The sequence below is a fragment of the Bacillus cereus genome, assembly GCF_007678085.1.
Taxonomy (GTDB): domain Bacteria; phylum Bacillota; class Bacilli; order Bacillales; family Bacillaceae_G; genus Bacillus_A; species Bacillus_A cereus_BE.
This window is the reverse complement of record NZ_VEDW01000005.1, coordinates 532428-547914: the sequence shown is the minus strand read 5'-3', so window position 1 is coordinate 547914 and position 15487 is coordinate 532428. Positions and strand designations below refer to the sequence as shown.

Genomic DNA, 15487 nt, shown 5'->3' with positions numbered 1-15487 from the left:
CTCTTCCGGGTCCACTTCCGGTTTCTTCGGCTCTTCCGGGTCCACTTCCGGTTTCTTCGGCTCTTCCGGGTCCACTTCCGGTTTCTTCGGCTCTTCCGGGTCCACTTCTGGTTTCTTCGGTTCTTCCGGATCCACTTCTGGTTTCTTCGGCTCTTCCGGGTCCACTTCTGGTTTCTTCGGTTCTTCCGGATCCACTTCTGGTTTCTTCGGCTCTTCCGGATCCACTTCTGGTTTCTTCGGTTTAATGGAAACTGTCGGTTCAAGCGGTTGATTTGTTGTACCTTCCACAATCGCTTTATTCACAATTTCCTCACCGATTTCAAATGTTTCTTTTACCTTCGCTTTAAAAATAATACTACGTTCTTTTGTATCCGTAATGTCTAGATATTTCGCAATTACTTTTCCAAACTCCATTTTTAATTCTATTGGATTTGGCTCAGCGCCTTCAAATCTAAGACTATCTTGCACGTATTCTAAACCGGCTGGAATTTCATCTTCTATCTTTACCACGGTTAATTTTCCGTTCTCTACCGTATTTTCAAAGCTAATTCGGTATTCGATTTCTTCTCCTAGCTTCGGTTCTTTATTACTTACTGTCTTCGTTGCTTTTAACTTACCATCTTTATATTCTGGCTTTATTGTCGCTGTCGGTTCCATAACTGGGTGGTTCGGATCATCCACATGAATAATCGCTTTATTTGTTATTTCTCCTCCAACTTTTACTGTTTCTTTTACCTTCACTTTAAAGACAATGCTTCTTTCTTTCGTATCCATAATATCTGGATACCTCACTATTACTTTTCCGTTCTTTACGGTAAGCTCTGTTGGTGCAGGCTTGTCACCTACAGCCTCCAAACTATCTTTCACATATTCTAAACCAGCTGGGATTTCATCTTCAATTTTCACATCAACTAACTTCCCGCCATCTACTGTGCCGTTAAAAGTAATTCGATATTCAATTTCGTCTCCTAGCTTCGGTTCATGATTACTTACTTCTTTCCTTGCCTCTAGTTTTCCGTCTTTAAATTGCGGCGTAATTGGTATAAGTGACTCAACTGGCGGAGTCGCCTTATTATTATCATCCACAATCGCCTTGTTTATAATCTCTTTTCCTACTTGTACCGCTTCTTGCACTCGCACTTTAAAGATGATGCTTCTTTTTTTCGTATCTGTAATTTCAGGATACTTTGCTGTTACTTTTCCATTCTCAACATGAAGTTCTACTGGATTCGGTTCCGGCCCATCCGACTTTATGCTATCTTGTACGTATTCTAAACCAGCTGGAATTTCATCTTCTACCTTTACCTCAGTTAGTTTTCCGTTCTCTATCGTATTTTCAAAGCTAATTCGATATTCTACTTCTTCTCCTAACTTCGGTTCATGATTACTTACTGTTTTTTCTGCTTGTAATGCACCATCTTTATATTGAGGCTTAATAGCGATATTCGGTTGCTCCGGTGGATGTATTGTATCTTCCACAACCGCCTTGTTCACAATTTCCTCGCCTATTTTAGCTTTGTCTTTTACTTTAACTTTAAAGACGATACTTCTTTCTTTCGTATCCACAATTTCGGGATACTCTGCAAGGACGATTCCGTTTTTCACTTTTACATGCGACGGTTTCGGATGCTCTCCCTCAGCTCTTTCACTACCTTCTACAAACTCTAAGCCATTTGGTAATTCATCCTTAATCTTCACCTTCGCTACTTTTCCATGTTCAACTACGTTACGGAATGTAATTCGATATTCTACTTCTTCTCCTAATTTCGGAGTTAGATTATTTACTGTTTTCTCAGCTTTTAGTTTACCGTCTTTATACTCCGGTGTAATAATCGCTTCTGGTTTTTGCGGCGGATTCTTCGGATTATTATCATCCACAATCGCTTTATTCACGATTGTCTTACCGACCTTTGCTGCTTCCGTTACTTTCACCTTAAATCTAACACTACGCTCCGCTGTATCAGTGATATTCTCATACTTCGCTGTAATTTTACCAGCTTCTTCTTTTAACTCTACTGGATTCGGTTCATTACCTTCTGCTTTTAAACTATCCTTCACATACTCTAAACCAGTTGGTAATTGATCCTCAATTTTCACCTCTGCTAGTTTTCCGTTTTCTACCGTATTTTTAAAACTAATTCGGTACTCTACTTCTTCTCCTAGCTTTGGATCTTTTTTACTTACCTTTTTATCAGCTTTAACTTTACCGTCTTTATACTCCGGTGTAATATCTACTTCTGGTTGCTCTACTGGATTTTGTGAATCATCCACAACCGCTTTATTCACAATTGCTTTGTCCACTTCGACATCATCTTTCACTTTCACTTTAAAGATAATGTTTCTTTCTTTCATATCAGTAATATTTTCATACTTTGCAATAATTTTACCAGCTTCTTCTTTCAACTCTACTGGCCCAGGCTTATCCCCTTCTGCTTTTAGACTACCCTTCACAAATTCTAAACCAGACGGAATTTCATCTTCTATCTTCACCTCTGCTAGCTTTCCATCTTTCACCGTATTACTAAATGAAATGCGGTATTCGATTTCTTCCCCTAGCTTCGGTTTATGATTATTTACTTTTTTATGAGCTGTAATTTTACCATCTTTATATTGTGGTGTAATTCTAGCTGTCGGTTCAGTTATAGGATGTTTCGGATCATCCACATGAATAATCGCTTTATTTGTAATACCCTTGCCTATTGCAACTGAATCTTTCACCTTCACTTTAAAGACAATACTTCTTTCTTTCGTATCCATAATCTCTGAATACTTTGCCGTTACCTTACCATTTTCTACTTCCAACTCTACTGGTTTTGGCTCTTCACCTTCAGCCTTTTCGCTTCCTTGTACAAACTCTAATCCAGCTGGAATTTCATCCTCTATCTTTACCTCTGCTAGCTTTCCATCCTTCACCGTATTATTAAAAGTAATTCGATATTCGATTTCCTCGCCTAGCTTCGGTTCATGATTACTTACTTCTTTTCTCGCCTCAATTTTTCCATCTTTATATTGCGGTGTAATCGGTACGTAAGGCTCTTCTGGCAGATTCTTTGTATCATCCACAATCGCTTCATTTACAATTTCTTCTCCCGCTTTTACGCTTTCTTTTACCTTCGCTTTAAAGACAATGCTTCTTTCCTCTGTATCTGTAATTGCTGGGTATTTTGCCATTACCTCATTATTTTTCACCTGTAGCTCTACTGGTTTCGGTTTAGAACCTTCTGCCGTGATGCTACCTTCTACATACTCTAAACCATTTGGTAATGTATCCTTTATATTTACCTCTGCTAATTTTCCGTTTTCTACCGTGTTTTTAAAACTAATTCGGTATTCTACTTCTTCTCCTAGTTTCGGTTTATGGTTATTCGCCAATTTCTGGGCAACAATCTTGCCGTCTTTATATTGTGGCGTAATTGCCACATGAGGCTTTTCTGGCTCATGTGTTGTATCTACTACGATTGCCTTATTGACAATTTCCTTACCGATTTCTGCTTCTTCTTTTACCTTCACTTTAAAGGCAATGCTTCTTTCTTTTGTATCTGTAATTGCTGGATACTTTGCCATTACCTTGCCGTTTTCCACTTTCAGTTCTACTGGACCCGGTTTAGAACCTTCTGCTTTCACACTGTTCTCCACATACTCTAATCCAGCTGGAATTTCATCTTCTACTTTAACCTCAGTTAGCTTCCCGTTTTCTACCGTATTTTTAAAACTAATTCGGTACTCTACTTCTTCCCCTAACTTCGGCTTCTTATTATTTACAACCTTCTCTGCTTTCAGCTTACCGTCTTTATATTCTGGCATAATCGTTACTTCCGAGGTTATTGGATCTTTCATATCATCAACAACTACTTTATTGACAATACCTTCACCAACTTTGAAGTCTTCTTTTACTTTTGCTTTAAAGACGATACTTCTTTCTTCTGTATCCTTAATCTCTGGATATTTGGCAATTACTTTTCCATCTTTCACTTGCAGTTCTACCGGCTCTGGCTTAGCTCCTTCTGCTTTCACACTTTCTTTCACATACTCTAATCCATTCGGTAAATTATCTTCTATTTTCACCTCTGCTAGTTTTCCGTTTTCTACCGTGTTTTTAAAGCTAATTCGGTATTCTACTTCTTCTCCTAACTTCGGTGATGGGTTATTTACTACTTTTTTTGCTTCAACTTTTCCGTCTTTATGCTGCGGAGTAATTTCTGCTTTTGGTGTTTCTGGTTTGTTTTTTGTATCATCAATACTTGCTTTATTGACGATTTTTTCGCCGACTTTTACTTCTTCTTTTACTTTCACTTTAAAAACGATACTTCTTTCTTCTGTATCCGTAATCTCTGGATACTTCGCCAGTACCTTACCGTTTTCCACTTTCAACTCTACTGGATTTGGTCCGACACCTTCTGCTTTCAAACTATTTTCTACATACTCTAAACCTTCTGGTAAAGTATCTTCTATTTTCACCTCTGCTAGTTTTCCGTTTTCTACCGTGTTTTTAAAGCTAATTCGGTATTCTACTTCTTCTCCTAACTTCGGCACTATTTTATTTACGCTTTTCTTTGCTTTCATTTTTCCATCTTTGTGTAAAGGCGTAATTTTTGCTTCTGGCTCTTTTGAACCTTTCGTATCATCAACAATTGCCTTATTGACGATTTCCTTGCCTACTTCCGCTTCTTCTTTCACCTTTACTTTAAAGGCGATACTTCTTTCTTTCGTATCCGTAATATTTTCGTATTCAGCGATAACTTTTCCATCTTTCACTTGTAACTTTACTGGAGCCGGTTTATCGCCTCCCGCCTTTTCACTACCTTTTACATACTCTAAACCGTTAGGGATTGCATCCTCTATTTTTACCTTTTCTAGTTTTCCGTTTTCTACCGTGTTCTTAAAGCTAATTCGGTATTCCACTTCTTCTCCTAGTTTCGGTGATGGATTATCTACTGTCTTCTTCGAATCAATTATTCCATCTTTATATTGCGGAGTAATTCTTTCCTCCGGCTCAATCGGTGGATGTTTCGTATCATCAACAATTGCTTTATTGACGATTTCTTTACCTACTTTTGCTTCTTCCTTCACCTTTACTTTAAAGACGATACTTCTTTCTTTCGTATCCGTAATATCGATATACTTAGCTTTAACTACCCCAGCTTCAACTGTTACTTCTACTGGACCCGGTGCTTCCCCTTCAGCCTTAATACTATTTTCTACATATTCAAGACCTGTTGGAATTGTATCTTCTACTCGCACCTCTGCTAGTTTTCCATTCTCTACCGTATTATGAAAACTAATTCGATATTCAATTTCTTCGCCTAGCTTCGGCTTTTCATTATTAACTACCTTTGTAGCAGCAATTTCACCTTTTTTACTTTGCGGTGTAATAACAACCTTTGCATCAGCCGGATCATGTTTCGGATCTTTTGCAACTGCTTTGTTTACAATTGCTTCCCCTACTTTTGCCGTCTCTTTTACTTTCGCTTTAAAAACAATACTTCTTTCTTCCATATCCGTAATTTCTGGATACGTTGCAGTTACTTTGCCATTTTCAAATTTCAGCTCTACTGGCTCTGGTTTTATCCCTTCTGCTTTCAAACTATCTTTCACGTATTCGACACCTTCAGGTAACGTATCTTCTATCATTACCTTTTCTAGCTTTCCGTTTTCTACCGTATTATGAAATGTAATGCGGTACTCCACTTCTTCTCCTAGTTTTGGTGTTTGATTCGTTACGCTTTTATCTACGCCTACTTTACCGTCTTTATAACCCGGCGTAATTTTTTCTTCTGGATGCTCAGTCTGACCATTCGGATCGCTCACAATTGCTTTATTAACAATTGATTCTCCTACTTTTGCTTCTTTTTTTACTTTCACTTTAAAAATGATACTTCGCTCTTTTGTATCCGTAATCTCTGGATATTTTGCGATTACCTTACCATTTTCTACTTTTAACTCTACTGGTTTTGGTCCAGCACCTTCAGCTCTCTCACTGCCTTGCACAAATTCTAAGTTCGCTGGAATTTCATCTTCTATTGTAACTGCCTCTAGTTTTCCGTTTTCCACCGTATTTTTGAAGCTAATTTGATATTCAACTTCTTCTCCTAGCTTCGGCTTCTTATTTGTTGCTTTTTTCTTTGCATCAATTTTACCGGCCTTATGCTGTGGTGTAATCTTTTCTTCTAGATCCTTTGGTGGATTTGTTTTATCACTAACAATTGCTTTGTTAACAATTTCTTCACCAATTTTTGCAGTTTCTTTTACTTTCGTTTTAAAGACGATACTTCTTTCTTCCATATCCGTAATTTCTGGATACTTTGCAATTACTTTACCATTTTCAAATTTCAGCTCTACTGGCTCTGGTTTTGCACCTTCTGCTTTCAAACTATCTTTCACAAACTCAAGACTACTCGGTAATTCATCTTCAATCGTCAATACATCTAGACGTCCATCTTTTACCTTGTTTTTAAACGTAATGCGATACTCTACCTCATCACCTAAACTCGGCGTTTTATTAGAAGCTATTTTTGTCGCTTCTATTTCTCCTGGAACTTCTTTTGGAGTCGTAACCGTAATATTTGCATCGTCTTCACTCTCATACTTTATCTCGACACTATCTTGTCCCTTTACAGCAACGACATTTTTTACTGTTGTATCTGATTGTATAGATTCTTTCACTTTCACCTTAAATGTAATAACGGCACTTTCACCAGGCTGTAAAACACCACCGTCTGTAGCATCTGCCCCTTCACCAATACGAAAATCAATTTGATCATTTACAAATTCTGCTTCATCATCGTTTGCATCATCTGTTTTTTGTCCTTTATTGCTTCCACTAATATATTGGATTGATCCTGGAACATACTCTAATCGATTATCTAATTTATCAAAACCTTTTACATTAGATACCGGTGCTTGATTGTTCTTCGTATCATTCTTCACTTCAATTTGGTACGTAATTTCTTCGCCAACTTTAACTTCCTTAATTTCTTTTCCAGCACTATCTAACGCCTTTTTATCAACTTGTAGATTTGGTGCATTATGTTCTGTGACGAATGTGGCGTTGTTTAATACGTAAATATCACCGCCGCCGCCATATGCTCTAAAACGCATTTTTCCTTCTTTTAAATCATTTTTCACTTGATTTGGTCCCTCAAGATGATACGTATGAATATCTGTACTAAATGAATTTGTCCAATCTGGATCATACCCTGGATATTTTTTTGTAACAAATTCGTTAGTGCCATCCACTTGTACTTCTGTCATAGACGAGTCATTAACATCATTATCTTTACCGTTAATATTTTTTAACTTTTGATATCCTAATCCAAAGTCATACTCTCCATAATCATAGGCATACCCATCATGATCAGCAGGATCTCCTTGTGACGAGAAATAACTAAATTTTGCCTTAAAAGCCCCTTCTTTCGGTGTGTTTATTTTATTAACACTAATATCCGCCCAAGCTGTACTTTTTTGAGAAACCAAACCTTCCCAAATCTTCATATCTTTTACGGTTTCTTTATAATTTTCATAAACTAATATAAGATTCCAGTTGCCCCAGTAGTAGCCACCACCATTTTCGAATTTAATTTGTGGTACATTTGCAACTGTCACCGTTTGAGAAATACCTTGTTTTGCAATTACATTTGTTACGTCAGCAAATGCAACATATCCTGCGCCACTGCTATAGTGATTTGCAATATACGGTAAATAATCCGCTTTTCGTATACTATCAGCACTTACTTCAGCGTATTGCTTATTTCCCATCTTCATTTTAATAGGCTGTCTTACATCTTCATCGCTAACTCTATAATCGGTCCTTGCATCACTCGGAGTCCCCATAGCTGCTGTCCAAAATAAATATGCCTTTTTCACTTTACTTCCAGCAGGGATGTTAGGAAAAGCTCCTGTTGATGAATTAAATGTAGTATCATCATTATCAATATCTACAGCTTTTTTATTTACTTTTCCCCCCACACTTTGCCTAGTATAATAATTATCTGTTAGCCCGAGCGTCACATTACCAGTCTGCACTAAATCACCAGCAGCAATTACAGAATACAGTGGCTCTCCAAACCCTTGCTTATCTCCTGTTTGGATTTGAACCTTTGAAGCATTCTCTGATGTAGCTTGTACTTTTGCATCGCTCTGATTTTCCGCTTCTTTTTCTGGTTGCTTCTCATCTTTAGCTACCGGTTGTTCTTCCTTCTCTAGCTCTGTTTTTAATACCGGTTTATTTTTATCTTCTGCAGATACTTTTAATTTTCCATCCACTTCTTTAGTTTTAGCATCAGCGGATGACCCAATGTCTTTCTTACTACTGTCAGCCTCATCATCAGCATTCGCTTCTACCTTTTCTTCAGAAGGCATTTCTTCAATATCTACAGACATGTTTCCTATTTGCACTTGATCTTTTTGCACACTAATCTTTTGTTTGTATTCTTTATTAAAATGCTGTGCACGTCTAGCTTTTATTAACACAGTCATTTTTTCGTGTGATTTTAAACCTTGGATTTTAAGATTAGAAGAAAGAATCTTTCCTCCCTTATCTTTTTCCTCTACATAGAAATCAGCTACCTTATCTTCAGATAACTTCTCTCCGTTTACTTTCATAGATTGAGGAAGAAACATAATTTCATTGTCATTATTTTGTTTCATCATCAATTCTTGAATTGGTGTATCTCCCGTATTTTCAATCGTATATTGAAATACGTGCTCCCTCTTAGCTACTTCTCCCCCATATATTTCAGCATTCACTTGCTCTGCCTTAATGCTCACATCATTTCCTTGTAACTCATCCCAGCTCTTTTTATTTATCTCTGTAGCAAAAACACTAGGTGAAGGCAATATGATGGATAGGAGAAGTGTGATCATCGTTAAGACATTAAAATATTTCAACACTTTTTTCATATTTTCTACCTTTTCTCCTTTCTATATATTTGCTATCCGTCTACTTCATTTCAGTACCCATTTCATTTAGTAGCCGGGAACATAGCAATATATATCCACTCGCAACAATCCGTCCTACGAAAATGCATCATTGAAATCTCTATTTCAACAATACAAATCTCATAGAGTATTACTATTTTAATTTATCAAAAATAGCATATATACCAGATACCCATATAAACCTCTACCATTTTTTTTATAGAGGAAAACCCCTTATTGTATAGGTTTATATAACAGTTAAAGGATACATAAAAATCTTAACACACTCATTAATCTATTTATACAAGCAATAGGAAGTTTACCATTTTTTACTTATTTTAGTTTATTAATTATTATTTAAATTCAAGAAAAATAGTAACCGTTACATGTAAAAATATGTTATATTAAAACAAGAACAAACGTTCTAATTTGAAGGGAGGAATTTTCAATGATAAACGAACCCATTATCGTAAAAAAAGAAGCTTTCCAAGCAATCGGTGTTTCAATTACGACGACAAATGAAACAGAGGCATCTACTGAAGGAAAAATCCCCGGGCTCTGGAACCAATACTTCCAACAACAAATCATGCATCGCATACCAAATCAACAAACGAAAGAAACATTCGCTTTTTACTCAAATTACGAATCCGATGAAACAGGTACATATCAATTTACAATCGGTATGCCCGTTTCTTCATTCGAAGAAGTACCTGAAAACATGACAACTTTAACAATACCTGCCGCTACGTATGCGGTATTTACAACGAGAAAGGGACCAGTTGCTGAAGTCGTTTGCGAGGCTTGGGAATATATTTGGCAATGGTCAAAAGAAAACAAACGTGCTTTTACAACAGACTTTGAGCTTTATGATGAAAGAGCGTTAGATCCAAACAACGTTCAATTGGACATTTATATTGCATTAGCCTGAACGACAAAAAAGAAGATACCATTTGGTATCTTCTTTTTTGTCGTTAAATAGCCACTGTGCAAACCCAACATTATTGTCTACAATGAGAAAGTGCAGTATAGAAATATTAGAAACTGTATAAAACGATTGTTAATAGGTTTTTTAGTTTAAATTTGTCACATAGAAAGGAAGCAATATGGAGGAACTACAACAAAATAAATCTGCTCTAGAGGGAAGCGGAAAACCGTTATTAAAAAATACGAATTTCCTTTTTCTTTGGGCAGCTACACTCTTTTCAAGTTTTGCTTTAGCCTTTTTTACTTTTTCACAAACGTGGTACATAGCAAAAACATTAAACCTTGAGGCTTCACTCGGTGTTGTTTTCGTAGCTCTTAGTGTTCCAAGGCTTATTTTTATGATTATCGGCGGCGCTGTAGCTGATAAATTCCCGAAAAAAAACATTATGTTTTACTCTAATATTATTCGTGCTATTCTTGTCGCAACCATCCTCACATGGTTCATCGTAGGTGATGTAACACTATATACATTTGCTTTATTCGCTTTATTCTTTGGACTTGCTGATGCTTTTTTCTGGTCAGCTGACGGGTCTATCTTACCTGAGCTTGTAGAAAAAAGCCGGTTAACACAAGCAAACTCACTTACACAAATGACAAACCAAGCATCGGTCATCTTAGGCCCTGTACTTGGCGGAATTCTTATCAAATTTACGAACTATGAAACGATCTTTTCGATCACGATTTTGTTACTGATCGTCGCAGCTATACTCGTTCAAAAAATACAATTTACGATGCCCGAGCAGCAAAATACAGACAAAGGCATGTTCACTTCTATTAAAGAAGGAATTTTATACGTAAAGGAATCACCATTCCTTTCAACGTTCCTTCTTTGCAGCGCCTTTTTAAACTTATTTTTAATTGGTCCAATGCAAGTCGGTTTCCCGCTTTTCGTTAAAAATGTTCTGCACGGTGATTCTCTTCAGTTTAGTTACTTAGAAGCGTCTGTAGGAGGCGGAATGGCAATAGGTGCTGTCATTGTCGGTTTAAAAAATATTAATCGTAGACGTGGTCTATTTTGCATTATCATGATGCTACTGTCTGGTGTATTCTTCTTATCCATCAACTTTAGCACCGTACTTTGGCAAGCATTATTAGCTGGCATGTTTTACGGTATTACCATTGCAATGGCTATCGTTCCGCTTATGGCGATGATTCAATCGACAGTAAAAGAAGAAATGATGGGACGCGTAATGAGTTTACTTATGCTATCATCAATGGGCTTTATCCCGCTTTCTTATGCATTCACATCGATCGCACTTGCAATAGGAATTCCAATCGTAACCGTTATGAAAAGCGGTGCAATCGCCGTTATCGTCTTCGTACTATTTGTAGCGATTCGTGTTCCAGTTGTAAGAAAGTTTGATTAACTACTTGGAGTCATGTGTTATACGCATGGCTCCTTTTTAAACGGATCAAATAACGGTATCCCCTTACTTCTTCTCATAGCTGCTCCCCATTCTAGTCCAACCTCTAGAAATAGATCCCGCACTGTACTATATAAAAGCGCCTTAACATTTTTACGGATTTCCCCGTATTTATACGCTCTCACAACACTCTTCACTCGCCAAATGAAATTTCCATACACTTCTTCATCAGCTAATATTTGCTCCAGTAACACACCTTGCTCTAGTAACCCGCTCTTTTTATATGCAAGTTCCACCTTACTCCAAAATATATTAATCTTCTTCGGATTACTCGTCATCGGTACAAGTGCGTATATAAAAGGCTTCGGTATATCGTGGCGGCAATACGTCTCATCAAGTTCGTACGTTTCTTTTCTATTCTCTTTTATTTGTGGAATGTTTTTAGAAAAAATTGTTTCCCCCTCATTTTTTTGCACATTTTTACTACAGCCAGCTGCACGATCCTCACTTTCACATGCGGACATTTTCATGCGGTCATCCATGCGGTCAATTGCAGATATAAGAAATACATATAAGTTCGCACTATATCCGCCGCGTTTATGTCTTTCTTTTGTCGCAACACGTTTTATAATTCCTAGTTCCTCTAACTTTGCAATTGAGCGGCGTACTGTACGAATGCTTTTTCCAACATTCGTCGCAATCGTCTCCATTAACGGGCAAGCAACTCCCACTGTTTTCTGTTTCTCATTCACTGCATACTTTCCTAAAAAATGAATAATAGTAGCATCCGTTTTATTCAATTGAAATCGATAGCACTTCAAAACTTGTTTTTGATATGTATTAAACTCTTCTTTACTTCGAAATTCACTATATGGTTTCATTAAGTTATATAAGCTTCCCATTTTTATCACCTCATTTATAGGTAAGAAGCAGGAAGAGAAATTGGCGTGATATTTAATATTTTTTTAGTGGAGATGAAAATATGATCGTAATTAGCGCTTGTTTAGGTGGTATCGCTTGTCGGTATGATGGAAATGACAATCTCGTTTCAAAAATAGAGGCACTACTGCAACAAGAAGATACAGTCCTCATTTGTCCTGAAGTATTAGGAGGATTACCAACGCCTCGTCCCTCAGCTGAAATTATTGGTGGGAATGGTGCTGACGTTTTGGATGGAAAAGCGAAAGTGATGACAAAAGACGGTGAAGATGTTACAGAAGCTTTCGTGAGCGGTGCTTATAAAGCGTTAGAACAAATTAAAGATTTACATCCAGAATATATTATTTTAAAGGAACGCAGCCCATCCTGTGGTAGTTCTACGATTTACACTGGAGAATTTAACGGAAATAAACAAACTGGTTACGGGGTAACAACTGCGTTATTCAAAAGACATGGATTGAAAGTCATTTCAGAAGAGGATTTTGAGAATATAAAAAGGAATTGACCCTGTTCGTCAATTCCTTTTTTCTTTCTTATTTTGCACCTAGCTTTTCTTTCACTTTCGCAGGAAGCTCATCTTTCTTTACTTCTTCCCAAGCTGATACACCTTTTTTATCTGAATGATATACACGTAGGAATGCATCTTTACGTAAGTTTTTTTGTGCAGTAAATTCTAATTCTTTCTCTTTACCTTCTTTATCAAAACCATTTAATTTATATTGGTAATCTTTATACGGCTCACCATTATCAGATTTACCATTATACTCTTTTCCATCTACTGTAATTTGAACGTAATACTCGTCTTTACCCATACGATTTAAATCACAGCCAACTAATAGGCTTGCAAATACAACTAAAATACTAAAAAGTGCAATATATCTTTTCATTTCCTTCACCTCATGTTTTTTTCTTATATTGTTATCTTAAAGCTTAAGCTTTAAAGAAGAAATTCAAAAACATGACATGAACATTACACTTTTGTAAGATAATAATTATTTCTTCACTTTAGAAACCGTCATTCCGTCACCAATTGGAATAAGTACGGATTCTAAACTTGGATGAGTTGCTATTACTTCGTTAAACTCCTTCATACATATAAACCAACCTCTAATTATGCAAAAGACAAAAATCAGAAGAAAAATAATCACTCCTTATCCAACTAACAATTCCTTCTTCAATATGTGAAAAGGGATTTCTAAGCGATGAATGGAATATATATTTATCGTTTTCTAGCTTTTGAGAGGAGAAATAATATGAATCCTATTTTATTGGATGTTCCGTTGTTACAAATAGAAACAGACAGACTCATTCTTCGGGCACCACTTCAAGCTGGTGAAGGGAATGTAGTACACCAAGCTATTAAAGATTCCATTAGTGAATTAAAGCAATGGTTGTGTTTATTCCAGTCAATTCCTACTGTTGAAGAAACGGAAATTCTCCTGAGAAATGCGCATATAGATTTTTTGAAAAGAGAAAGCTTTCGCTATCTTATCTACCATAAGGAGACGAATGATTTTATTGGAACGGCTAGCCTTCACGGAATTGATTGGAAGGTTTCTAAATGTGAGATTGGATACTGGATTAACACGCAATTTAGTGGTAAGGGATATATGACAGAAGTAGTAAGTGCGTTAATAAACCTTGGATTTCAGTTATTCAAATTTAGAAGGATTGAAATACGATGTGAACGTAATAACACGAAAAGTCGTGCAATCCCTGAAAAACTAGGTTTTGAGCTTGAAGGGATATTACGTAATGAAGATCTTACAGCTGACGGCGAACAACTAACTGATACTTGCATCTATGCAAAGGTAAATTAGATTTTAACATTCGTTATGCAACATATCTTAAATTCGGTTTCTAAATTTGGAAGGTAGCGCTTTTGATTTTTTACGACAAAAGAAAAGACCTCCTTAACGATTATTTTATTTCATCGCTAAAAAGGTCTTTCTCTATTTCTGCTAAAAGCTTAGCACTCTTCCGGCTTACCAGCATTCGTCGCTGTACGGAAAGATGATCCACATCCGCATGATGCGATTGCGTTTGGATTGTCGATTGTGAATCCGCCGCCAAGCATCGATTGTTTATAATCAATTTTTACTCCTTTAACAATTGGAGCACTTTCTGTATCAATAACAAATTCAACACCGAAAAACTCAAGAACTGTGTCGTCTTCTTTTGGTTCTACTTCAAATCCTAAGCCGTAAGAAAGGCCAGTACATCCGCCGCCATGTACAGCAAGGCGCACGTACTTCTCTCCATCTTCAGCATCTTTTAACATATCTTTAATTTGAAAAGCAGCTTGTTCTGTTACTTCAATCATGAAATACACCATCCTTTCTGTTCTCATTCTATTATACATCTTTACGCTTCTATCTTGTACTCATACACTCCGCGGCAAATTACTTCCGCTGGTCCTTTCATTAACACATTGCCTTCTTCTGTCCATGCAATCATTAAATCGCCGCCAGCTAAATGAACTGTAATTTCCTTACCACGTTCCATTTTCCCATTTAAAATAGAGGCTACAACTGCAGCACACGCCCCTGTTCCGCAAGCTTGTGTTACACCAGATCCGCGTTCCCAAACGCGGAAGTTCATCTCTTCCTCATTCAAAATCTCGATGAATTCAACATTTACTCGTTCTGGGAACATTTCATGTGTCTCAAGAACTGGGCCAAGTGTTGTAAGAGGTGCTTGTTCTACATCATCCACAAAAATAACCGCATGCGGATTCCCCATTGAAACAGCTGTAAATGCATAACGATGATTATTGTATAAGAAGTTTTCACGAATAAATGGTGTTTCACCTTCACCAAGCATCGGTATTTCTGCACGTGTTAAACGCGGCGCTCCCATATCGATTTTCGCTAATGTAACTTTCCCTTCTTCTACCGTTACTTCCGCCGTTACAATGCCAGCTAACGTTTCAATTGTGAAAACTGTTTCTTCTACTAGTTTATGCTCATACGCATATTTCGCTACGCAGCGTAAACCGTTACCACAGCTCTTTCCTTCTGATCCATCATTATTAAACATGCGCATTTTCACCGGAGCTACGTCAGATGGACAAATTAAAATCATTCCATCTGCTCCAATACCAGTATTAATATTTGAAACCTTTTCCGCCACAAGAGCTAAATCTTCTTCAGGAATTTGTTCTTCAAACATATTTACATATATATAACTATTGCCAAGACCATGCATTTTTGTAAAAGAAAATTGGCTCATTTGTATTCACTCCAAAAATAGTTTGTTATTGTAAGTATAAAATGCACGCTTTT

General features: G+C 36.9%; 10 protein-coding genes. 4 read left to right on the top strand and 6 right to left on the bottom strand.

The features are described from left to right. Positions 1-8898 (bottom strand): isopeptide-forming domain-containing fimbrial protein (locus tag FS742_RS23180; protein ID WP_144615391.1); only part of this gene is annotated, 8898 nt, incomplete at its 3' end. A 466-nt stretch (positions 8899-9364) separates the two neighbouring features. Here FS742_RS23180 and FS742_RS23175 point away from each other — a divergent pair. After that, positions 9365-9844 carry a GyrI-like domain-containing protein gene (locus FS742_RS23175; protein ID WP_144615323.1) on the top strand — a complete coding sequence of 160 codons (480 nt, stop codon included), beginning with the start codon at positions 9365-9367 and terminating at the stop codon, positions 9842-9844. Positions 9845-10019: 175 nt separating this feature from the next. Beyond that, positions 10020-11267 (top strand): MFS transporter, encoded by a 1248-nt coding sequence (locus FS742_RS23170; RefSeq protein WP_097817476.1) that lies wholly within the window; start codon positions 10020-10022, stop codon positions 11265-11267. Positions 11268-11284: 17 nt separating this feature from the next. Here the strand turns inward: FS742_RS23170 and FS742_RS23165 are convergent, their stop codons facing one another. Beyond that, positions 11285-12166 (bottom strand): helix-turn-helix domain-containing protein, encoded by an 882-nt coding sequence (locus FS742_RS23165; protein WP_144615321.1) that lies wholly within the window; start codon positions 12164-12166, stop codon positions 11285-11287. A gap of 80 nt (positions 12167-12246) precedes the next feature. Between FS742_RS23165 and FS742_RS23160 the strand changes: the two genes are divergently transcribed. Beyond that, complete coding sequence (locus tag FS742_RS23160) at positions 12247-12708, top strand: 2-thiouracil desulfurase family protein (RefSeq protein WP_144615319.1); 462 nt, start codon at positions 12247-12249, stop codon at positions 12706-12708. 28 nt (positions 12709-12736) lie between these two features. On the opposite strand, the gene FS742_RS23155 is transcribed toward FS742_RS23160, so the two are convergent. After that, entirely contained in the window at positions 12737-13090 is a 354-nt protein-coding gene (locus FS742_RS23155; protein ID WP_144615318.1) for a YxeA family protein, read from the bottom strand. 105 nt (positions 13091-13195) lie between these two features. Next, positions 13196-13294 (bottom strand): methyltransferase, encoded by a 99-nt coding sequence (locus FS742_RS23150; protein WP_253621663.1) that lies wholly within the window; start codon positions 13292-13294, stop codon positions 13196-13198. 162 nt (positions 13295-13456) lie between these two features. On the opposite strand from FS742_RS23150, the gene FS742_RS23145 reads away from it, so the two are divergent. Then, on the top strand, positions 13457-14023 hold the full coding sequence (locus tag FS742_RS23145; RefSeq protein ID WP_144615316.1) for a GNAT family N-acetyltransferase: 567 nt from the start codon (positions 13457-13459) through the stop codon (positions 14021-14023). A 149-nt stretch (positions 14024-14172) separates the two neighbouring features. Here FS742_RS23145 and FS742_RS23140 read toward each other — a convergent pair whose 3' ends face one another. Next, complete coding sequence (locus FS742_RS23140) at positions 14173-14526, bottom strand: HesB/IscA family protein (protein WP_000573830.1); 354 nt, start codon at positions 14524-14526, stop codon at positions 14173-14175. Positions 14527-14567: 41 nt separating this feature from the next. After that, positions 14568-15434: a diaminopimelate epimerase gene (dapF, locus tag FS742_RS23135; protein ID WP_000077403.1), complete on the bottom strand. Its 867-nt coding sequence runs from the start codon at positions 15432-15434 to the stop codon at positions 14568-14570. Positions 15435-15487 lie beyond the last annotated feature (53 nt).